General features: G+C 71.0%; 16 protein-coding genes. 7 read left to right on the top strand and 9 right to left on the bottom strand.

The window, feature by feature from the left end; all coding sequences use genetic code 11:
• Nucleotides 1-114: 114 nt before the first annotated feature.
• Complete coding sequence (locus ABD308_RS16955) at nt 115-1422, bottom strand: aminotransferase-like domain-containing protein (protein ID WP_344335127.1); 1308 nt, start codon at nt 1420-1422, stop codon at nt 115-117.
• A gap of 103 nt (nt 1423-1525) precedes the next feature.
• A complete protein-coding gene (locus ABD308_RS16950) occupies nt 1526-2686 on the bottom strand; it encodes a prephenate dehydrogenase (RefSeq protein ID WP_344335124.1) in 1161 nt (386 codons plus the stop codon).
• A 165-nt stretch (nt 2687-2851) separates the two neighbouring features.
• On the opposite strand from ABD308_RS16950, the gene hppD reads away from it, so the two are divergent.
• The gene (hppD, locus tag ABD308_RS16945) at nt 2852-3949 is read left to right on the top strand and encodes a 4-hydroxyphenylpyruvate dioxygenase (RefSeq protein WP_344335121.1); all 1098 of its coding nucleotides are present in this window, start codon (nt 2852-2854) and stop codon (nt 3947-3949) included.
• Complete coding sequence (locus ABD308_RS16940) at nt 3933-5033, top strand: alpha-hydroxy acid oxidase (RefSeq protein WP_344335117.1); 1101 nt, start codon at nt 3933-3935, stop codon at nt 5031-5033. Before hppD ends, ABD308_RS16940 begins: the two co-directional genes overlap by 17 nt.
• Before the next feature lie 99 nt (nt 5034-5132).
• Here the strand turns inward: ABD308_RS16940 and ABD308_RS16935 are convergent, their stop codons facing one another.
• Nucleotides 5133-5951: a hypothetical protein gene (locus tag ABD308_RS16935; protein ID WP_344335114.1), complete on the bottom strand. Its 819-nt coding sequence runs from the start codon at nt 5949-5951 to the stop codon at nt 5133-5135.
• Nucleotides 5952-6883: 932 nt separating this feature from the next.
• Here ABD308_RS16935 and ABD308_RS16930 point away from each other — a divergent pair.
• Nucleotides 6884-7906, top strand: coding sequence for an endonuclease/exonuclease/phosphatase family protein (locus tag ABD308_RS16930; protein WP_344335111.1), 1023 nt, complete (start codon nt 6884-6886; stop codon nt 7904-7906).
• Between the two features lie 106 nt (nt 7907-8012).
• On the top strand, nt 8013-9170 hold the full coding sequence (locus ABD308_RS16925) for a lipid II:glycine glycyltransferase FemX (RefSeq protein WP_344335157.1): 1158 nt from the start codon (nt 8013-8015) through the stop codon (nt 9168-9170).
• 15 nt (nt 9171-9185) lie between these two features.
• Here the strand turns inward: ABD308_RS16925 and ABD308_RS16920 are convergent, their stop codons facing one another.
• Entirely contained in the window at nt 9186-10529 is a 1344-nt protein-coding gene (locus ABD308_RS16920) for a UDP-N-acetylmuramoyl-tripeptide--D-alanyl-D-alanine ligase (protein WP_344335109.1), read from the bottom strand.
• Between the two features lie 128 nt (nt 10530-10657).
• Between ABD308_RS16920 and ABD308_RS16915 the strand changes: the two genes are divergently transcribed.
• From ABD308_RS16915 to vanX, 3 genes are read left to right on the top strand one after another with little or no spacing between them, the layout of a single operon-like run.
• Nucleotides 10658-11647, top strand: coding sequence for a D-isomer specific 2-hydroxyacid dehydrogenase family protein (locus ABD308_RS16915; RefSeq protein ID WP_344335108.1), 990 nt, complete (start codon nt 10658-10660; stop codon nt 11645-11647).
• Nucleotides 11640-12680 (top strand): D-alanine--(R)-lactate ligase VanA-Sc, encoded by a 1041-nt coding sequence (gene vanA-Sc / locus ABD308_RS16910; protein ID WP_344335106.1) that lies wholly within the window; start codon nt 11640-11642, stop codon nt 12678-12680. The genes ABD308_RS16915 and vanA-Sc overlap by 8 nt, the downstream gene beginning before the upstream one ends.
• Nucleotides 12677-13285 carry a D-Ala-D-Ala dipeptidase VanX gene (vanX, locus tag ABD308_RS16905; protein WP_344335104.1) on the top strand — a complete coding sequence of 203 codons (609 nt, stop codon included), beginning with the start codon at nt 12677-12679 and terminating at the stop codon, nt 13283-13285. The genes vanA-Sc and vanX overlap by 4 nt, the downstream gene beginning before the upstream one ends.
• A gap of 95 nt (nt 13286-13380) precedes the next feature.
• Here vanX and ABD308_RS16900 read toward each other — a convergent pair whose 3' ends face one another.
• From ABD308_RS16900 to ABD308_RS16880, 5 genes are read right to left on the bottom strand one after another with little or no spacing between them, the layout of a single operon-like run.
• Nucleotides 13381-14697 carry a cation:proton antiporter gene (locus ABD308_RS16900; protein ID WP_344335102.1) on the bottom strand — a complete coding sequence of 439 codons (1317 nt, stop codon included), beginning with the start codon at nt 14695-14697 and terminating at the stop codon, nt 13381-13383.
• A gap of 21 nt (nt 14698-14718) precedes the next feature.
• On the bottom strand, nt 14719-16305 hold the full coding sequence (locus ABD308_RS16895; RefSeq protein ID WP_344335099.1) for an MBL fold metallo-hydrolase: 1587 nt from the start codon (nt 16303-16305) through the stop codon (nt 14719-14721).
• A gap of 23 nt (nt 16306-16328) precedes the next feature.
• A complete protein-coding gene (locus tag ABD308_RS16890; RefSeq protein WP_344335097.1) occupies nt 16329-17594 on the bottom strand; it encodes an FAD-dependent oxidoreductase in 1266 nt (421 codons plus the stop codon).
• 44 nt (nt 17595-17638) lie between these two features.
• Nucleotides 17639-18817: a cytochrome P450 gene (locus ABD308_RS16885; RefSeq protein ID WP_344335094.1), complete on the bottom strand. Its 1179-nt coding sequence runs from the start codon at nt 18815-18817 to the stop codon at nt 17639-17641.
• A 43-nt stretch (nt 18818-18860) separates the two neighbouring features.
• Nucleotides 18861-20330 (bottom strand): tryptophan halogenase family protein, encoded by a 1470-nt coding sequence (locus ABD308_RS16880; RefSeq protein ID WP_344335091.1) that lies wholly within the window; start codon nt 20328-20330, stop codon nt 18861-18863.
• Nucleotides 20331-20336 lie beyond the last annotated feature (6 nt).

Here is a 20336-nt window from a genome sequence, read left to right as displayed (position 1 = left end):
CGGAACGTCCACCCCCACATGCGCGGCTTGCTGCGCGGTCGGTGAATGACGGCGTCTTCGGTCATGCTCATCACCTTTCCTGATGAGTTGTGACGGTTCGTTCGTTCGAGGTCGTCACGGCCTCGCGCTCTCCGCCTCGATGAAGCGCGCGAGCCGGACGGTCCCCTCGTCGATCTCGGCGGGCGTCAGATAGCTGATCGAGAGCCGGATGCCGTGGTCTCCGCCCCCGCCCGGGTAGAAGTGCTCCATCGGCGTCCAGATGACGCCGAAGTCCTCCGCGGACCGGGTGAGCGCCGCGCCGTCCGCCCGGAACGGGACCCGCACGGTCAGGAAGAAACCGCCGGTCGGTTCGTTCCAGCGCACCCCCAGCGCCGCTCGCCGGTCCGCCGGCAGACGCGCGTCCAGGTGCCGCAGCGTGCGCCGCATGGCATCGCCGTAGTACTCGCCCGCCTTGGCGTTCAGTTCGGAGATCCGGCCCCGCGCGGCGAGCAGCGCGCCCGCCACGGCGGCCTGGCTCAGCGACGAGGTGTTCACCGTCACCATGCTCTTGATCTTGGCGAGTTCGTCCGCGAGCAGGCCGGTCCGTCCGGCCCGGTCCACGACCGGCTGGTCGGCGACGGCGAAGCCGACCCGGGCGCCGGGAAAGATCGTCTTGGAGAAGGAGCCCAGGTGGACCACCGTGCGGGCCCGGTCCAGGGACTTCAGGGTCGGCAGCGGCGGTTCGGGGCTGACCATCCGGTAGGGGCTGTCCTCCAGGATGAGGACGCCCTCCCGCGCCGCGAGTTCCAGGAGTTCGGCACGGGCCCGCGGCCCCATCGTGTTCCCCGAGGGATTGGCGTGGTCGGGCACCACGTAGAAGGCGCGGGGACGGCGCCCCCGGGCCCGCTCGTCCCGGATCGCCGCCGCCAGGTCGGCGCAGGAGAACCCGTCCTCCCGCTCCACGACCGGAGTCAGCGCGATGTCCAGCAGGCGGGCCGCGCCGGTGATCCCCACGTAGCAGGGGCTGGAGACGAGCAGGACGTCGTCGGGGCCGCTGATCAGGGCACGCAGCACCAGCAGCATCGCCTCCTGGGCACCGACGGTCACCACGATGGACTCGGGAGGGACGTCGATGTTCTCGTCGGCGCGGAGCGAGTCGGCGATGATCTCGCGGATCTGACCGGCCGTGGGCCCGTACTGGTACATGGCGGTGCGGATCTCCCGCGGTGAACCGCCCTCCTCGGCGAGGTGCTCCAGGTACCGCCGGACGTGCGAGAAGATCTGCTCGGTCTCGAAGAACCCGTCATAGGGGCGACCGGGCGCGAAGGAAATCGCGTCGGGATAGCGGAGCGTGACCTCGTTGAGGAAGTTCATCGTGTCCAGGACCGGATCCGAGACGCTGCCGTGCAGGTCCGCCTTCCGCAATTCCACCGATTCGGCCATAGGTTCCCCCAACGCGAAACAATTCAATGATTATCGGGGCCCGCCGATACAGGATCACACAGCGGATGGTGTTCGACAACCGCCGTCCAACCGGCATAAACGCTCACTTGGACACGGCTTCCGGGGGAATGCCGTCGCCTTTTCGCACTTTTTCCGTGAAGCGCGGTCCGGCGCCGTTCGGCCGCCCCGCCTCCCACCCGCCGGCCCTGAGCGAGGCCACGATCCGGGCGGCGGCGACCGGCCGGACGGTGAACCCCACGGTGAGCGCGCCGGTCCCGTCGGCGTCCACGGCGGCGTCCTCGGAGTCGACGCCGAAGTCCGCGATGGCGCCCAGCAGCCGCGGCAGCTCCCCGGGGCGGTCCGGGACGGTCACCCGCACCGCGCTGCCGCCCCCCGGGTCCCCGGGACGGCGCCCGGGGACCTCCGCCAGCCCGGCGACACCCCGGTCGAGCAGTTCCAGCACGATCCGCATGCCTTCGTCCCGGTCGCCGCCGTCCGGCCCGGCGAGCCGGTCCAAGGCGTCCACCAGCCGGGACATGTCCGCGTGCACGCGCCTGACGACGCCCGCCACGGCCGCCGCGTTGGACTGCAGGATGTCGGCCCACAACCGGGAGTCGCCGCCGGCGATCCGGGTCACGTCGCGCAGCCCGTGACCCGCGAGCCTGGACATCCCGGCCGGGGCGTCCCGCAGCCGCGCCGCCATCAGGCTCGCCAGCAGGTGCGGCACGTGGGAGGTCAGGGCCACCGCGTCGTCGTGCGCCCGGCTCCGCGTCACCACCGGCACCGCCCCGCACAGCGCCACCAGCTCCAGGGCCCGGTTGAAGGCCGCGTCGGACGTCACCGGTGACGGGGTGAGCGCCCACGGGCGGTCCCGGAACAGGTCGGCCCTGGCCGCCAGCGGACCCGACCGCTCCCGGCCCGCCAGCGGGTGGCCGCCGATGTAGCGGGACGGGTCCGGGGCCCGGCTCAGCGCGATCCGTTCCGGGCCGGCCTTCACGCTCGCCACATCGGTGTAGACGAGGGCGAGCTCCCGCTCCTGCGCCTCCGCGAGCACCGTACCGACCTGGCTCGGCGGGACCGCGAGAACGGCCAGGTCCACCTGCTCCGGCGGGGTCCGGGCCAGTCCCGCACCGAGCGCGGCGGCCGTCCTGGCCGTGGAGCGGTTCCGGTCGGACAGATACACCAGCACCCCCTGCCGGCTTGCCGCGAGCGCGACCGAGGTGCCGATCAGACCCGTGCCGATGACGGCCATGGTGCGAATCATGAGACATCACCCGTTCAAAAGGCCACCGACCATTACCGGAATTCCGACCGACGGTACCCGACGGGCCGTGAGTCCGTCCGTCCAGCCGTCCGCTGCTTTTATCCGGCGAGGGCGGCTATTAAAGTTCACAGCACCCTGCCTTCTCCTCCTGATATGGACACGGTCATGAGTGAATTAGCAGAGCACACGGACCCGCTGGCGGACCTCTCGGTCGACTACGTAGAGATGTACGTGGAACACCTGGAGACGGCCGCGCGCACCTGGGTCGACACCTACGCCTTCACCCCGGTCGGCTCCGGCGACTTCGCCGACCACCGGAGCGTCGCGCTGCGCCACGGGCGGATCACCCTGGTGCTCACCGAGCCGACGTCGGACGACCACGCGGCCTCGGCCTACCTCGCCTCCCACGGGGACGGTGTCGCCGACATCGCGCTGCGGACCGCGGACGTCACCGCGGCCTTCGACGCGGCGGTCGCGAACGGCGCCCGCGTCCACCGCCCGCCGACCCCGCACCCGGGCGACGGGCCGGCCGTGACGGCCGTCCTCGGCGGCTTCGGGGACGTCGTCCACACGCTCGTCCAGCGCGCCCCCGGGGAGGGGCCGGGGCTGCCCGCCGGTCTCTCCCCGGCGCCGCGCGCCGACGACGGCCCGACCGACGCGGGGCTGCTCGGCATCGACCACATCGCGGTGTGCCTGAGCACCGGCGACCTCGACCCCACGGTCGACTACTACCGGACGGCCCTCGGGTTCCAGCGCGTCTTCGAGGAGCGCATCGTCGTCGGCCGGCAGGCCATGGAGTCCAAGGTGGTGCAGAGCCCGTCGGGCTCGGTGACCCTGACGCTCATCCAGCCCGACCCCTCGGCCGACCCGGGACAGATCGACGAGTTCCTCAAGGCCCACCAGGGGTCCGGCGTCCAGCACCTGGCCTTCTCCTCGCCGGACGCGGTCCGTTCGGTGCGGGCCCTGACCGACCGGGGCGTCACCTTCCTCAGCACTCCCTCGACCTACTACGACCTGCTGGGCGAGCGGGTCGATCTGAGCGAGTCCAAGGTGGAGGCCCTCCGGGAGACGAACGTGCTCGTCGACGAGGACCACGGCGGCCGGCTCTTCCAGATCTTCACCGCCTCGACCCACCTCCGGCACACGCTGTTCTTCGAGGTCATCGAGCGCCAGGGCGCCGAAACCTTCGGCAGCGCCAACATCAAGGCGCTCTACGAGGCCGTGGAGCTGGAGAGGACGGGGCAGCGTGGGCCACGGCGATGAGGTGACGGTCGACCGCGCCCACTGCCTGGCCGACCTCGAACGCGCCGCCGCCTCGGCCCTGCCCGCCGAGGTCTGGGACTTCGTGGCCGGAGGAAGCGGCGCCGAGACCACGCTCGACGCCAACCGCCGCGCGCTGGACCGCGTCTTCCTCGTCCCCCGGGTGCTCAGGGACGTGTCGCGGTGCACGACCGCCGCCACCCTGCTCGGCCGTCCCGTCCCCGTGCCGGTCGCCACCGCGCCCGTCGCCTACCAGCGACTGGTCCACCCCGATGGCGAAACGGCCGCCGCCCGGGCGGCCAAGGCGGCCGGGGTGCCGTTCACCGCGAGCACGCTCAGCAGCGTCCCGATCGAGGAGATCACGGCGATCGGCGGAACGGTCTGGTTCCAGTTCTACCGGCTCCGGGACGCCGAGCGGTCCCTGAGGCTCGTCCGCAGGGCCGAGGACGCCGGCTGCGAGGCGATCATGCTCACCGTCGACGTGCCGTGGATGGGCCGCCGGCTGCGCGACGTCCGCAACCGCTTCACCCTGCCCGACCACGTGCGGGCCGCCAACATCGAGGCCGGCCCGACCGCGCACCAGCGGCACGCCGACGCCTCCTCGGTGGCCGTTCACACCGGCGAGATCCTCTCCTCCGCGACGACGTGGTCGTCGCTGGCGGCCCTGCGCGAGCAGACCCGGCTTCCGCTGCTGCTCAAGGGTGTCCTGTCGGCCGAGGACGCGCGGCGGGCGGCCGAGGCGGGGGTCGACGCGGTCGTGGTCTCCAACCACGGCGGCCGCCAACTCGACGGCGCCCTCCCCAGCGTCGACGCGTTGCCGGAGGTCGCGGCGGCCGTCGGGGACGGCTGCGAGGTGCTGCTGGACAGCGGCATCCGCAGCGGCACCGACGTGCTCAGGGCGCTCGCCCTCGGGGCGTCCGGTGTCCTGGTCGGCCGTCCGCTGATCTGGGGCCTGGCCGCGGCCGGAGAGGCCGGCGCACGCCGGGTGCTCGACCTGCTGTCCGACGAACTCCGCGACGCCCTCGGCCTGTCCGGCTGCGACGGCGTCGAGGCGGCCAAGCGGCTCCGCACCTTCGTCCCCGCCTGACGGCCGGTTGGTCGGCCGAAGTCCCCCCGCCAGCGCGTGGCGGGGGGACTTCGGCCGACCAACCGGCCGTTTTGGACGCTTGGACGCGGCGACGGCGCGTTACGCGGTCTTGGAGACCCCGTCACTCAGCCGAACGGACAGCTCCGACCACATCACCGCGTACTCGTCGGCCAGGCGGGCCACGATGCCGCTGCAGTGGGGCGGCACGTTGTCGATGATCCTCTGCCACTCCTTCTCGTTGATGGTGTGGAGGTTGAGCAGTCGCAACAGGGTGCGCCCGGTCTCGCTCAGCCGCAGCGACGGATCGGCCCTGAGCCGTTGCAGCAGGGCGCTGTACTCCTGCGCCGACGGCCGGTCGTGGATCGCCGCGACGCCGGAACCGTGCCGCGGCGCCGGAGGTCTCGCCTCGGGGTTCGCGGGTTCCCTGCTCTGCCGCACGGGCAGCGGGTCCTCCCCCCGCCGGAGCCGGCCCCTGACATCGCGGGCGGTCTCGGGGGAGATGCCCGCCATCCGCGCGATCTGACGCAGCGACAGGCCCGGGTTCTCGGCGATGATCCTTCCGGCGATCCTGCGTCCCGCGGCGGCGTTGATCGGGCGGACCCGGCCGTCCTGGCCGATCCGGCTCTCCTCGCCGGCGGACACGGCCGGCAGCCCCTTGCGGATGTCCGCCACCGTGCCGGAGGAGAAACCGGTGACCGACGCGACCATCCGGTCCGACCACTGCGGATGCGAGAGGAGGATCCGCGCGGCCGCCCGCCTGCGGTCGGCCCTCGACAGCGGGAGGCCGTGCATGATGTTGGACTCGACCGCCAACACGAACGCGTCGGCCTCGCTGCCCTCGAAGAAGCTGACGGCGATGGTCTCCTGCCCGCGCAGTTGAGCCGCCCGCACGCGGTGGAGACCGTCGATGACGCGCATCGTCGGACGGTGCACGAGGATGGGCGGAAGCGGGGCCTGCACCACGGAGAGCGCCTCCACGTGGTCCGGATCCGCCCCCGAGGTCCGTGGTGAGTCGACTGTTGACAGTAAGCCGATCTCGACTTCGACCGACGTCTGGTGATCGATGTGCTGCTGATCTCGCTGCACTGCGGTCTCCCTCATAATCTGACTACCTGTACACGGCTCTGTGAAGGCATGCAGAAAATCCCCCGCTGGAGCTGGGACGTGTCCCGTATCGCGGCGTGATCAGGGAACCCCGTGGTGTCAGAGAGATCGTCATCCGATCAGAGGGCGTTCCCGAACAAGATCACGCGTAACTTCGTAGAAGACCAGGGGCGTGCGAGCCCTGTCGCGCTGAACATCGTGTCGCCACTGCACACCCCTCCCCGTCTTAGAAATTCATCAGAACGGAACACCCATGGGACGGTAACACCTCAGCCCGAACGACGTACTCCCCTGGACCGCCACCGCCGCAATGGACGCCGCGATTCCAGCCACGGCCGGCCCGGTGGTTCAAATCCGTACTGGTGGCGGGCTTGCGCGCGGGCCCGGCGGTGGGGGGCCTGGCCATCGGACGCGGGAAGCGTTCCATTTCCCGGACAGAACTTCGAGACAAGTCCGCCGGAACGGGTGTCGTCCTCCACAAAGCCCAGGGGGGGTGTCTTCCGCATTGCCCCACCGTGGCCACATTCGGAATGGTCGGTTTCGGGTGCGGCGTCCTCGCGATCAGCTCGATCGCGGCGCCTGCGGGGGTCCAGGCGGAATGCTACGGGGTGACACATATCGTCCGCGTATCGAAAACCGCATACGTGCCGGCAACGGCCGGTCGCCTTACCTGGTCGCATGCCTCGAACCCCGGCCATGGCGCCATCGAACCCGCCTCGCGGCGCACGAGTGAGCGGGAACCGACGATGACCAGGGTGGACACGGCGGAGACCGGACGGGGAAGCCCGTCGAGCGAGGACGACGCGACCCGCCCCGTGAACCGTTCCAGGCCGGGCCCGTGGAGGCGCGGCCGGGTGCTCGCGGTGTGCGCGCTGCTGCTCTGGCTGCTCCTGCTGCTGCACCGGAGCGTCACGGACTGGGCCGGTCTGGGCAGTCTGGTGGAGACCTTCCTGCCGTGGTTCGGCCTGTTCGTCCCCGTGCTGCTGGCCGGCGCGCTGTGGCGCCGTTCCGCCTCCGCGGTCGTCGCCCTGCTGCTGCCGGCCATCGTGTGGTTCAGCCTCTTCGGCGGGCTGCTCCACGACAAGTCCCACCAGGACGGCGATCTCACGGTGGTCAGCCACAACGTGGGCGCCGCCAACCCCGATCCGGTCGGCACCGCCCGTGACCTGGCCGCCTCCGGCGCGGACCTGCTGGCGCTGGAGGAGCTGACCGACCAGGCCAGGAGCGCCTACGGGAACGCGCTGGCGACGGCGTACCCGTACCACACCGTCCAGGGCACCGTCGGGCTGTGGAGCAAGTCGCCGCTGTCCGGCACCCGGCCGGTCGACGTCCAGCCGGACAAGACCGGGCCGCTGGAGCCGCCCCGCGCGCTGCGCACCACGGTGACCACCGGGAAGGGACCGCTGGTGGTGTACGTGGTGCACCTCGGCTCGGTGCGGGTGATGCCCAGGGGCGGCTACTGGACGAACACCCGGGACACCGGCGCGGCCAAGCTCGCCGAGGCCGTCGCCGCCGACCCCGGCGAGCGGGTGGTGGTGCTCGGCGACTTCAACGGCGGCCTGGACGACCGCGCGCTCAGCGGCCTCACCGCACAGCTGCGTTCAGCCCAAGAGGTGGCGGGGGACGGATTCGGCTTCAGCTGGCCGGCGACGTTCCCGATGGTGCGGATCGACCACATCCTGGTCCGCGGCGTGGAACCGAGGAGTGCGTGGCTGCTGCCGGCCACCGGCAGTGACCACCGGCCGGTGGCGGCCGGGATCAGCTGGTGAACGCCGGAAGCGGCCCGGCGGTGGCATGTCGTCGGCGTATGGAAATCCGCATACGTCTGGGCAACACACCGCCGCGTTGACTGGCAGCATGTCCTCCATGTCCTCCATGTCCTCCAGTGAGCCAACGTCAACTACCGTCGGACGACCGGCCGTCAGGCCGATCAGCGCCGCCGAGCACCTGGCGTTCGTCCGGGCCCAGCGGTCGGTCAGCTTTCTGCAGACCCCGGCGTGGGGCCGGGTCAAGACCGAATGGCGCAGCGAGTCCCTCGGCTGGTTCGACGGTCCGCACCTGGTCGGCGCCGGGCTCGTCCTGCACCGCCCGCTCCCGCGGATCGACCGTCTCACGCTGGCGTACCTGCCCGAGGGCCCGGTCATCGACTGGAGCGGCGACATCGGCGCGTGGCTCGATCCCCTGGCGGCGTACCTCAAGAAGCAGGGCGCGTTCGCGATCCGGCTCGGCCCGCCGGTGGTGACGGACGTCTGGAGCGCCGACCAGGTCAAGGAGGGCATCGCCGACCCGCGGGTCCGGCGGCTGACCGACCTGCCCGGACGGTCCGGCTACCCGGTCGGCGCCCACGTGAGCGGCCGGCTCAAGGAGGCGGGCTGGCTGCCGCAGAACCCGGAGGACGGGTTCGGAGTCGGGCATCCGCAGTTCAAGTACGAGGTTCCGCTGGCGGGCAGGTCCGAGGACGACCTGCTCAAGGGCATGAACCAGCAGTGGCGCCGCAACATCAAGAAGGCGGCGAAGGAGGGCGTCGAGGTCACGGTCAGCGACGGGGGGCCGGAGGACCTCAAGGCGTTCCACGACCTCTACGTGCACACCGCCCAGCGCGACCACTTCACCCCCCGACCGCTGCGCTACTTCGAGATCATGTTCGCGGCGCTCAAGGCCGAGGACCCCGAGCGGATCAGGCTCTACCTGGCCCACCACCAGGGCGACCTGGTCGCCGCCACGATCCTGGTCAGCGTCGGGGCCCACGCGGTGTACTCCTACGGCGCCTCCGCCACCGCGAAGCGCGAGGTGCGCGGCTCCAACGCCTGCCAGTGGGCGATGATCCGCGACGCGCGCGCGGCCGGCTGCGACGTCTACGACCTGCGCGGCATCACTCCGACCCTCGACCCCGACGACCCGCACGTCGGCCTGGTCCAGTTCAAGGTCGGCACCGGCGGCCAGGCGGTGCGGTACGTCGGCGAGTGGGACCTGCCGCTGCGGCCGATGACCTACCGGGCCTTCGACCTCTACATGAAGCGGCGCGGACGCTGAACACCGTCCGGCCGGCTACGCGAGCGCGGCGGCGACCTCGTCGAGGCGCGCCCCGCGGGACGCCTTGACCAGCGCCACGTCCCCGGCGGCGAGGTGATCGCGCAGCCAGTCGACGGCCGCCTCCCGGCCGGCGAGCAGCACCGCCCGCTCTCCCGCGCCGTCGGCGATGGGACGGGCGGCCTCGCCGACGACCGCCACCACGTCGGCCCGTTCGGCCGCGTACGCTCCGACGGCGCGGTGCTGCGCCGCGCTGCCGTCGCCGAGTTCGAGCATCTCGCCGAGGACGGCGATGCGGCGTCCGCACTCGATGGCCGCCAGCGCGTCCAGGGCGGCGCGGGTCGAGTCGGGGTTGGCGTTGTAGGTGTCGTTGAGCAGCGTCGCCCCGCAGGCGAGGTCGCGCAGCTCCATCCGCCACGGCGACAGCGAGGCGGTGCCCAGCGCCCCCGTGGCCAGGTCGAGGGGGACCCCGGCCGCGAGCGCCGCCGCGGTGGCGGCCACGGCGTTGAGCGCCTGGTGGGCGCCGACCAGGGGCAGCGTCAGGTGCGCCGAGCCGGCGGCGGTCCGCAGCGTGCAGGAGGGCCGGCCGAGCCGGTCGAGGGCCAGGTCGCGGACCTGGACGTCGGCGTGGGCCGCCCGGCCGAAGGTCAGGACCGGCCCCCCGGTGAGCGCGCTCATCGCGGCCACCCTGGGGTCGTCGGCGTTGAGGACGGCGGTGCCGCCGGGCGCGAGACCGCGCACCAGTTCGCCCTTGGTCCTGGCGATGGCGGCGCGTGACCCGAACTCGCCGAGGTGGGCCAGGCCGACGTTGAGGACGACGGCGATGTCGGGCGAGACCAGGCCGGTCAGCCAGGCGATGTCGCCGACGTGGCGCGCTCCCATCTCCAGGACGAGGAACCGGGTGGCCGCGTCGGCGCGCAGCATGGTGAGCGGCACACCGAGCTCGTTGTTGAGCGAGCCGGCCGTGGCGACCGTCGGTCCGGTGCCCGAGAGCACGGCCCCCAGCAGGTCCTTGGTGCCGGTCTTGCCCTGCGAGCCGGTCACCCCGACGACGGTCAGTCCGTCGCGCAGCCGGGCCACGACCCGGGCGGCGAGCATCCGCAGCGCGGCCTGGACGTCCTCGACGACGACGGTGGGCAGCGGCGTGGGCCGGGAGCCGAGCACGGCCACCGCACCGGCCGCACCGGCCCGTTCCGCGTAGTCGTGGCCGTCGGCGTGCTCGCCGGCGAACGCCACGAAGAGGCCGCCCGGCTCGGCCCGCCGGCTGTCGAGCACGGCCGGCGCGGTCACGGTCACGGAGCCGTCGCCCGCGACCGCTCCGTCCACGATGTCGGCGATCTCGCCGAGGCTGAGCGGGATCACGCGGGCCCCCTGGACGTCACAACCGGTGCCTTGTCAGTCATGCCTCCAGCGAAGGGGGTGGGGCGTATCGCGTGTGTATCGAAAACCGAATACGTTCCGGCAACAGCACGCCGCCTTGACTGGGGGACATGCCCCACAGCGAGAAGACCCGTGTCACGATCTACGGGTGCGGTCCGGATGAAGCCGCTCAGTTCCGCGAGCTGGCGCCCGGCTTCGGCGTGCTGCCGGTCATCACCGACGCCGCGGTGTCCGAGGCCACCAGTGAACTGGCCGCCGGCAGCCGGTGCGTGAGCATCAGCCACAAGACGCCCGTCACCCACGCCACGCTGCGTGCGCTCAGGGCGGCCGGCGTGCGCTACGTCTCCACGCGGAGCATCGGGTACAACCACATCGACGTGGAGTACGCGGCCGGCATCGGCGTCTTCGTCGGGAACGTCTCCTACTCGCCGGACAGCGTGGCCGACTACACGCTGATGCTCATGCTGATGGCGGTGAGGGGTGCGAAGTCCATCGTTCGCCGTACCGACGCGCACGACTACCGGCTGAGCGAGGTCCGCGGCAGGGAACTGCGTGACCTGACCGTCGGAGTGGTCGGCACGGGGCGGATCGGCGTGGCGGTCCTGGACCGGCTGCGGGGTTTCGGCTGCCGCGTCCTGGCCCATGACACCCGTCTCGTGGACCGCCCCGGCGCCGCCGTCGAGTACGTCCCGCTCGATGAACTGCTGCGGCGGAGCGACCTGGTGACGCTGCACGCGCGACTCACCGAGGAAACCCACCACCTGCTGAACCGGCGGCGGCTGGCGCGGATGAAGGACGGCGCGCTGATCGTCAACACCGGACGTGGCGGGCTCATCGACACCGAGGCCCTGGTGGACGAACTGGAGAGCGGCCGGCTGGGCGGCGCGGCACTGGACGTCGTCGAGGGCGAGGAGGGCGTCTTCTACACCGACTGCCGCGACAAGCCCATAGCGAGCAAGGCGCTGTTGCGCCTGCAGGAGCTGCCGAACGCGCTCATCACCCCGCACACCGCCTATTTCACGGATCGCGCGCTGCGCGACACCGTCGAGAACTCCCTCATCAACTGCCTGACATTCGAAAGCGGGAATCAGCATGGGTAGGCTGAAGATCGGCGTCATATTCGGGGGCCGTTCCGAGGAGCACCCCGTCTCCGTCAAGTCCGCGCGGGAGGTCGCCCGGAACCTGGATCTCGAAAAGTACGAACCCTTCTACATCGGGATCACGAGGAGCGGTGCCTGGAGGCTCTGCGACGGGCCCGACACGGAGTGGGAGAACGGCGACGGCCGCCCGGTCGTGCTGTCGCCGGACAGCGGGGTGCACGGACTGCTCGTGCTGGAGCAGGGGGGCTGGAGCACGGTCCGCCTGGACGTCATCCTGCCCGTGCTGCACGGCACGCTCGGCGAGGACGGCGCCATGCAGGGCCTGCTGGAGCTCTCGGGCGTCCCCTACGTCGGCTGCGACGTGCAGAGTTCCGCCCTGTGCATGGACAAGTCCCTCACCTACGCCGTCGCCGGAAGCGCGGGAATCGCCACCCCCGACTTCTGGACCGTCGCGGTGGACGAGACCGTCGATCCCGCCCTGCTCACCTTTCCGGTCTTCGTGAAGCCGGCCCGGTCGGGGTCGTCCTTCGGCGTCACCAAGGTCTCCGCGCCGGAGGAACTGCCGGGCGCGGTGGAAACGGCGCGGCAGTACGACTCGAAGGTGCTGATCGAGGCGGCCGTCGTCGGCAGCGAGATCGGCTGCGCCATCCTGGGGAACGGGTCGGAGCTCGTCGTGGGCGAGCTGGACCGGATCGCGCTCTCGCAGGGGTTCTTCAGGATCCATCAGGAGCTCTCCCCGGAGACCGGTTCCGACAACTCCATCGCCATCGTCCCCGCCGACATCCCCGAGGAGTCGCGGCTGGTCGTCCAGGAGACGGCCAAGGCCGTGTACCGCGCCCTGGGGTGCCGCGGTCTCTCGCGGGTGGACATGTTCCTCAAGGAGGACGGCGAGGTGGTCCTCAACGAGGTCAACACCTTCCCGGGGCTGACCTCGTACAGCCGCTATCCGCGGATGATGTCGGCCGCCGGCCTGCCGCTCTCCGAGGTGATCGACAAGGCCGTCTCCCTCGCCCTGACCGGGAAGCTGCGATGAAGGACGGCTTCGTCTTCGCGGACGACCTGGTGACCGGCATCCGGTGGGACGCCAAGTACGCCACGTGGGACAACTTCACCGGCAAACCGGTGGACGGGTACCTGGCCAACCGGATCGTCGGCACGAGGGCCCTGTGCGACGCCCTGGGGCGGGCGCGGGATCAGGCCGCGTCCCTGGGGTTCAGCCTGCTGCTCTGGGACGGCTACCGCCCGCAGCGCGCCGTCGACTGCTTCCTGCGCTGGTCCCGGCAGCCGGAGGACGGCCGGACCAAGTCGCGGCACTATCCCCGCATCGAGCGGGCCGAGATGTTCGAACGGGGGTACGTGGCCGCCAAGTCGGGCCACAGCCGGGGCAGCACCGTCGACCTCACGCTCTACGACCTGGCCACGAACGAACTCGTTCCCATGGGCGGCGACCACGACCTGATGGATCCCGTCTCGCACCACGGCGCCCAGGGCATCACCCCCGCCGAGGCGCGGAACCGTGAGCACCTGCGGTCCGTCATGGAGACCAGCGGCTTCATCGCGTACGAGTGCGAGTGGTGGCACTACACCCTCGGCGACGAGCCCTATCCGGACACCTACTTCGACTTCCCCATCGCCTAGGACGAGGTCCGACGGGGCCGCCTGCCATCCGGCAGGCGGCCCCGTCGCCGTGCCCGGGTGATCCGGCGAGGCGCCGGCCGGGCGTCGACTCGGCGTCAGACGCCGTGGTCCGCCTTCTCCTTGGCGACCGGAGCGGGGCGGCGCCCCTCGTGGAAGCCGAGGCGTTGCAGCAGCGGTCCGGTCATGAACGTGGTGACCAGGGCCATGACGACCATGGCGCTGAACATGCGGCTGTCCAGCATGCCGAGCCCGAGGCCCACGTTCAGGATGACCAGTTCGGTGAGCCCGCGGGCGTTGAGCAGGACGCCGAGCGTCATCGCCTCGGCCCGCGTGGCGCCGGTCAGGCCCGCGGAGGCGGCGGCGCCGACGAACTTCCCCGTACAGGCGACCAGGACGGCGGCGGCGGTCATGATCAGACCGTGGCCGGCGAGCCCGCCGATGTCCACCGACAGGCCGGTCACGGTGAAGAAGACCGGCAGCAGGAACAGACTGGTCTGCTCGATGCGCTCGACGACCTGCGGGGCCCGCGCCTGGAGGCGGTCGCGGGGCACCGCGGCGCCGAAGGCGAAGGCGCCGAAGACGGCGTGCAGGCCGATCTGGTTGGTCGCCCAGGCGGACACCAGCAGTCCGGTGACGAGGACGGCGTGGATGAGGGAGCCGCCGACCGCCCGCGACCGCTCCGGGGCCAGCAGCCGGCGAAGCCCCGGTCGCACGACGCAGAGGAGCACGACCAGGAACAGCGCCGACTCCAGCACCAGCCGTGCCAGCGGCCACGCACCGCTCGCGGTGGCGACGGCCACGACCACGGCCAGGACGCACCAGGCGAGGAAGTCCTGGACGGCGGCACAGGCGAGCGCCATGGAACCGACGCGGCTGCGCTGCATCCCGTACTCCGCGATGATCCGGGACAGCACCGGGAACGCGGTGATCGACATCGCCGCCCCGAGGAAGAGCGCCGGGGCGAGCACACCGTCGGTGCCGAGCTGCGACTCGTCGTACCAGGGGAACAGCAGAACGGCGAGCCCGGTCCCCAGCGCCAGCGGCAGCGCCATGGAACCGAGGGAGACCGAGGTGACCCGGCGGCCGTGCCCCCGGAGCCGGGCGAAGTCCAGTTCGTAGCCGATGCCGAACATGAACATCACGAGTCCGAGCTGCGAGAGCGCCTGCAGGATCGGCCGCGCGTCCGCCGGGAACAGCGTGTTGACGGGGTCGCCCGGGAGGAGCCCCAACAGGCTCGGCCCCAGGGCGACACCGGCGATGATCTCCCCCATGACCACGGGTTGCCGGATGAGCTTGGCGAGCCGGGCGAAGACGAACGCCACGGCGAGGATCACCGCGAGGCCCGCCAGCACTTCTCCGATGAGGGCGTCGCCACTGGAGCGGGCGACGGAAGCGTACTCCGAGGTGATCAACTCTCTCCCTCGCCCGTCCGGCTAGGACCACTGCCATTCGGCCCGATTGAGCAGGTGGCCGAACTTGATCCCCTGGCGCGAGCACCATTCCTGGAACTCGGCGATCTGCTGGAGCTGATAGGAGTCCTCGTTGTAGCTGGTGGCCATGACGTGGCCGAGCCAGCTCTCCTCACCCATGGCGTAGATGTACACCTCCTCGGCCCCGAGTTCGGTGGCGATCGCGCTCGCCTGCACCGCGTCGGAGCCGGACAGCTTGCGGGTCTCGCCCATCTTCTTCGGGATCGGCTGGGTGAACAGGGGCTGGTACTTCCAGCTCATCGGCGCGCCGTCGCACTCCATGCCGAGGAACGCGATGTCGACCCGTCCGAGATGCCGGCGGACGTAGCGGTAGAGGACCGGATCGATGCCGGAGGAGTCCGCGCCCACGTAGACGGACTTCCCGCCGATGCTGATCCAGTAGGTCGACTTGGCGCGGATGTCGAGATCGGCGTGCTCCCCGAAGAACGGCGTGGCGACGATCCTCCCGCCGGAGAAGGGCACCTCGTCGAAGTCGTCCACCTCGATGACGGGGAACCCGAGGGTCTTCAGGAAGAGCGCCAGCGACGGGTCGAACAGATTGCCGCGCGAGGTCCTCGGCACGACGAACGCGCCGACCCGGCCCCGGAGCTGGAGCAGGGTCTCGGACACCAGGTGGTCGGAATGCCCGTGGGTGATGAGGACGTAGTCGATGTGGTCGGGCAGGTCGTCATAGGTGAACCGGCCGGTCGCGCCGGTGTCGGCGCTGATGAACGGGTCCGTGAGGATCGACACCTCGGGCGTCTGCAGGAGGAGGCAGGCATGCCCCCAGTAGCGGATCCTGGCCCCGTCCGTGACATGGCGGTCGGCGGCCAGCCCCGGCTCCGGGACCAGCAGGCGGGACAGCTGAGCGGCCTGCGCGTCGCCGAGTTCCAGCGCCTCGCGGAGCGCGGCCAGGGTGGTGGGCCGCAGCCTGGTACGGAACAGCTCCTCGATGCCGGGGTGCCGGAAGGGGATGTCCAGTTCCAGCACGTCGGGCGAGGGCAGCCGCGGGGTGCTCATCACGAACGGCCGCTCGATGCCGGTCTCCACCGAGAGCTGGACCGACTGGCGGTCCTCGGTGTAGGCCTTGCTCCGGTAGACCAGCGGCTCCAGGAAGTGCAGCGACGCCTGGTTGCCGGTGTCGTAGGTGACCTCCACCAGGCCCGCCAGCTCGGGGGGCAGCTTCGGGTAGAGCGGCCTGAGGTCGTAGCCGGTCGCCTCCTCCCGAACGGTCTTCTCGGCCTCCGCGATCGCCTCGGCGAACCGGATCATGTCCGCGCGGTCGCGCCGGATGGCCGCCAGCAGCGCCTCGACCTCGCCCTTGCGCTTCTCCTCGACCCCGACGAAGAATCCGCCGCGGAACTTCGGGTCGCGGCTGCCCGCGTAGTGCCAGTCCGGGGTCTGCAGATAGGACTCCAGCATCGGGATCTGCCGGAAGGCCAGGTTCATGCTGGCCGTGACCGGAGCCGTGGTGTACAGCTGGGCGTAGAACCGGTCGACCAGGGGCTCGATGATGGTGCTGGACCGGAGGAAGAGCCGTTCGTCAGTCACTTCTGTTCCTTACGATCGAGTGCTTACCGGGCTGCGTCGGGCAGCCACTTCAATCCGTCGGGCGAGACCGCCGGCCCACCCGGGAACACCGCTCCGCCTGTCACGAGCGCCGGGTCGCCGGACGACACGCCGGCGGCCACATCCACGAACGACTCCGGTTCCGGGTACTCGTCGCCGGCCGCCGTGTGGAACGCCGTGAGCAGATCGGAGAACGCCCCGAACTCGCGGCGGTACCGCGTCTCGAACTCGGTCAGGGCGGTCTTCTCGTCCAGCTCGCCCGCGAGGACGGTGTTGATCGAACGGGCGGCCAGCAGGGCGCCGTAGGTCGCGAGGTGGACACCGCTGGAGAACAGCGGGTCGAGGGAGCACGCGGCGTCGCCCACCAGGACCGTCCCCGGGCGCCAGAACGCCGTCCGGCGGTAGGCGTAGTCCTCGCTGATCCGCAGCCGCCCGTACTTGCCGGCCGTCACCCGCATCCCCCGCGACAGCAGGTCCGCGATGGTCGGGCATTCGGCGATCAGCGCCTTGAAGGCCTCCTCGCGGTCGGCCGGGAGCCGCTCGGCCCGCTCCCGGCGCACCACCGCGCCCACGCTGGTCAGCCCGCCGAACAGCGGGACGTACCAGAACCAGCCGCCGTCGAAGGCCACGCTCAGGCCGTCGCCCGCCCGCGGTTCCGGCAGCCGCCCGCAGCCGTTCCCGAAGTAGCCGGACAGCACCAGGCCGCCGAAGGACTCCGGGTGGTCGCGGGTGCCGCCGGCGCCGGGCGACAGCGGGCTCTCCTGGCCCGTCGCGTCGATCACGAAACGCGCGCCGACCTCGTGCTCACCGCCGTCGGCATCGGTGTACCGCAGGCCGGTGACCCGCCCGCCCTCCTCGACGGCCCCGGTGACCGAGCAGCCCTCGCGGACCGTCACGCCCTTGCGCTTGGCGTTGTTCAGCAGGATCTCGTCGAACCGCGTCCGATCCGCCTGGTAGGCGAAGGACGTCGGGCCGGTCAGTCGCGGTGACGCCTCGAAGGAGAAGGACCACGGCTGCGGCCGGCCACCCCACTGGAACGTCGCGCCCCGCTTCACCGGGAAGTCCGTCCCCGCCAGTTCGTCCGTGACGCCGAGCAGCCGGCACACCCCGTGCACGGTGGAGGGAAGCAGCGACTCACCGACCCGGTAGCGCGGGAAGGCCTCCTTCTCCACCAGGAGCACCCGGTGGCCCCCCAGGGCCACCAGGGTGGCCGCGGTCGAACCCGCCGGCCCGCCCCCCGCCACCACCACGTCGAACGCTTCCGCCGACATCTCTCACCATCTCCCGATCGATCGTTGAACCGTCGTGGCGCCCGCTACCAGGTGACCGGCAGGCGGTCCGGGCTGTCGATGAACGCGCTGCGGAACCTCACGTCCTCAGCGGGTACGGCCAGGTCCAGTCCGGGGAACCGCCGCCACAGGGACTGGTAGGCGATCCGGAGCACCGCCCGCGCCACGGCGGCGCCGATGCAGTGGTGGATGCCATGCCCGAACGCGACGTGCGGCAGCGGTTCGCGGTTCGCGTCGAGGAGGTGGGTCTCCGGCGTCAGCTCCGCGTCCCGGTTGGCCATCAGGATCGAGCAGAGGACGTACTCCCCCGCCTTGATCAGCTGCCCGTCCACGACGACGTCCCTGACGGCCATCCGCGGAGTCGGCTGCTGCACCGCCGAGAGGAAGCGCAGCAGTTCGTTCACCAGGCGGTCGGTCTCCTCGCGGGTGCCGAAGAGCAGCCGGCGCTGGTCGGGGTGTTCGAGCAGCGCGAGGACCCCGAAGCCGATCATCCCGGCGACGCTCTCGACGCCGCCGAGGACCAGCGCCGTGCAGACGCCCTTCAACTCCTCGTCGGTGATCCGCTCGCCGTGCTCGCGCACGAGCATGCCGAGGAACCCCTCGTCGGGCTCCTTCCGCTGCCGGGCGATGAGCGTCTTCAGGTACCGGTTGAACGCCGCGCTGTCCGCCGCCCGGGCCCGGTATCCGCGGCTGAGGTCGACGTTCTGCCGCACGCGCCGGATGAACTCGTTCCGGTCGTCGCGCGGGACCCCGAGCAGCTCGCACAGGGTCTCGCCGCCGACCGGGTCGGCGAACAGCACCTGGAGATCCGCGGGGGGTCCCGCGGCCTCCATCGCGTCGAGGTGCTCCTCGATGATGCCCTCGATCGCCGGCTCCAGCCTGCGGATCCGCCGGACCGTGAACTCCGGCGTCAGCATCCGCCGCAGTCGCGTGTGATCGGGGGGATCGTAGATCGAGATCTGTCCCACCAGCTCCGGCGGGACCGGAACCCCTTCGCCGCTGAGCGGCTGCGCCTCGGTCAGCCGCAGCCGCGTCGTGAAGTTCTCGTGGTCGCCGAGTATCCTCCGCACCACGTCGTAGCCCATGGCCTGCCAGACGTAGTCCGTGCTCATCTGATCGGAGGCGTTCCCCTCGATCCGGATCAGCGGGCCGTGCGCCCTGAGGGCGAACATGTCCTCGTGCGGATCGCAGAGCGTCCTTCGCATGTAGTTCGCCGTCGGGCGAACGAGCGGCGCGGCCTCGTCGGCCTCACCCACGGTAGGGCAGCCACTTCATCCCGTCGGGCGAGGACACCAGCCCGCCGGGGAAGACCGGCTCCTCGGGCGCGGCGTCCTCGCCGAGCACCGCCCGCATCTGGACCTGGCCGCCCTCCTGCATCACCTGCTTGACCACCTGCGACTTGAACAGCGGCACCATGTCCCCGTCGTCGGCGGCGGCCATCCGGTCGACGGCCCCGGCGAACTCGGCGCTGTGCTCGGCGATCCTGGACGCCACGAGCGCCGACTCGCCGGACGACACCCCGCCGACCAGCTCCACGAACGACTCGAACTCCGTGTGCTCGTTCTTCGTGACCTGCTTGGCGTGCCAGAAATACGATTCCTCGTTCTGGTTCATCTGGTAGAACGCCACCAGGAACTCGTAGAAGACGCCGTACTCCCGCCGGTAGCGGGCCTCGAACTCGTTCAGGGCGGTGTCCTCGTCCAGGTCACCGGCGAGAATGCTGTTGATGGAACGGGCGGCCAGCAAAGCGCTGTAGGTGGCCAGGTGAACGCCGGAGGAGAACACCGGGTCGACGAAGCACGCGGCGTCGCCCACCAGAATCATTCCCGGTCGCCAGAACGCCGTCTGGCGGTAGGAGTAGTCCTTCCGGACCCGCAGTTCCCCGTAATCCCCGGTCGTCACCCGGCGGGCGTCCGACAGGTATTCCGTGATCAGCGGGCATTCGGCGATCAGGGCCTTGTACGCCTCTTCCCGGTCCCCCTGGATCTTCTCGGACATCTCCCTGCGGACCACCACGCCCACACTGGTGAGCGTGTCGCTCAGCGGGATGTACCAGATCCAGCCGCTGTCGAAGGCGACACTCAGAATGTTGCCCGAATAGGGTTCCGGGAGCCGCTTGCCGTTCTCGAAGTAGCCGAAGAGCGCCAGATTGCGGAAGAACTCCGAGTAGTCGCGGGTGCCGCCGACACTGGAGTGCAGCCGGCTCTTGTTGCCCGACGCGTCGATCACGAAACGGGCGCCGACCTGGTGCTCAACGCCCTCGGGGTCGGTGTACCGCAGGCCGGTGACCCGCTCGCCCTCCTCGACGACCTCGGTGACCGAGCAGCCCTCGCGGACCGTCACGCCCTTGCGCTTGGCGTTGTTCAGCAGGATCTCGTCGAACCGCGACCGCTCCACCTGATAGGCGAACGAGGTCGGCCCCGTCATCCGCGGGGACACCGCGAAGGAGAAAGTCCACGGTTCCGGCCGCGCGCCCCACCGGAATGTGCCGCCGCGCTTCACCGGGAATTTCGCCGCCGCGAGTTCCTCGGTGACGCCGAGCATCTTGCACACCCCGTGCACGGTGGACGGGAGCAGCGACTCACCGATCTGGTACCGCGGGAACACCTCTTTCTCCAGCAGTAGTACCCGGTGGCCCTGCATGGCGACCAGGGAGGCCAAGGTCGAACCCGCCGGCCCGCCTCCCGCCACCACCACGTCGAACGTTTCCTCCGACATATCCCA

This window comes from Kitasatospora putterlickiae (assembly GCF_039527695.1).
Taxonomy (GTDB): Bacteria; Actinomycetota; Actinomycetes; order Streptomycetales; family Streptomycetaceae; genus Kitasatospora; species Kitasatospora putterlickiae.
This window is presented reverse-complemented; position numbering and strand designations above follow the sequence as displayed.

What these genes read in the sequence shown, in the direction of transcription:
- ABD308_RS16955 (WP_344335127.1), bottom strand. Translation starts at nt 1,422, where the DNA reads ATGGCCGAATCGGTGGAATTGCGGAAGGCGGACCTGCACGGCAGCGTC.
- ABD308_RS16950 (WP_344335124.1), bottom strand. Translation starts at nt 2,686, where the DNA reads ATGATTCGCACCATGGCCGTCATCGGCACGGGTCTGATCGGCACCTCG.
- hppD (WP_344335121.1), top strand. Translation starts at nt 2,852, where the DNA reads ATGAGTGAATTAGCAGAGCACACGGACCCGCTGGCGGACCTCTCGGTC.
- ABD308_RS16935 (WP_344335114.1), bottom strand. Translation starts at nt 5,951, where the DNA reads ATGCGCGTCATCGACGGTCTCCACCGCGTGCGGGCGGCTCAACTGCGC.
- ABD308_RS16930 (WP_344335111.1), top strand. Translation starts at nt 6,884, where the DNA reads ATGACCAGGGTGGACACGGCGGAGACCGGACGGGGAAGCCCGTCGAGC.
- ABD308_RS16925 (WP_344335157.1), top strand. Translation starts at nt 8,013, where the DNA reads ATGTCCTCCAGTGAGCCAACGTCAACTACCGTCGGACGACCGGCCGTC.
- ABD308_RS16915 (WP_344335108.1), top strand. Translation starts at nt 10,658, where the DNA reads ATGCCCCACAGCGAGAAGACCCGTGTCACGATCTACGGGTGCGGTCCG.
- vanA-Sc (WP_344335106.1), top strand. Translation starts at nt 11,640, where the DNA reads ATGGGTAGGCTGAAGATCGGCGTCATATTCGGGGGCCGTTCCGAGGAG.
- vanX (WP_344335104.1), top strand. Translation starts at nt 12,677, where the DNA reads ATGAAGGACGGCTTCGTCTTCGCGGACGACCTGGTGACCGGCATCCGG.
- ABD308_RS16890 (WP_344335097.1), bottom strand. Translation starts at nt 17,594, where the DNA reads ATGTCGGCGGAAGCGTTCGACGTGGTGGTGGCGGGGGGCGGGCCGGCG.
- ABD308_RS16885 (WP_344335094.1), bottom strand. Translation starts at nt 18,817, where the DNA reads ATGCGAAGGACGCTCTGCGATCCGCACGAGGACATGTTCGCCCTCAGG.
- ABD308_RS16880 (WP_344335091.1), bottom strand. Translation starts at nt 20,330, where the DNA reads ATGTCGGAGGAAACGTTCGACGTGGTGGTGGCGGGAGGCGGGCCGGCG.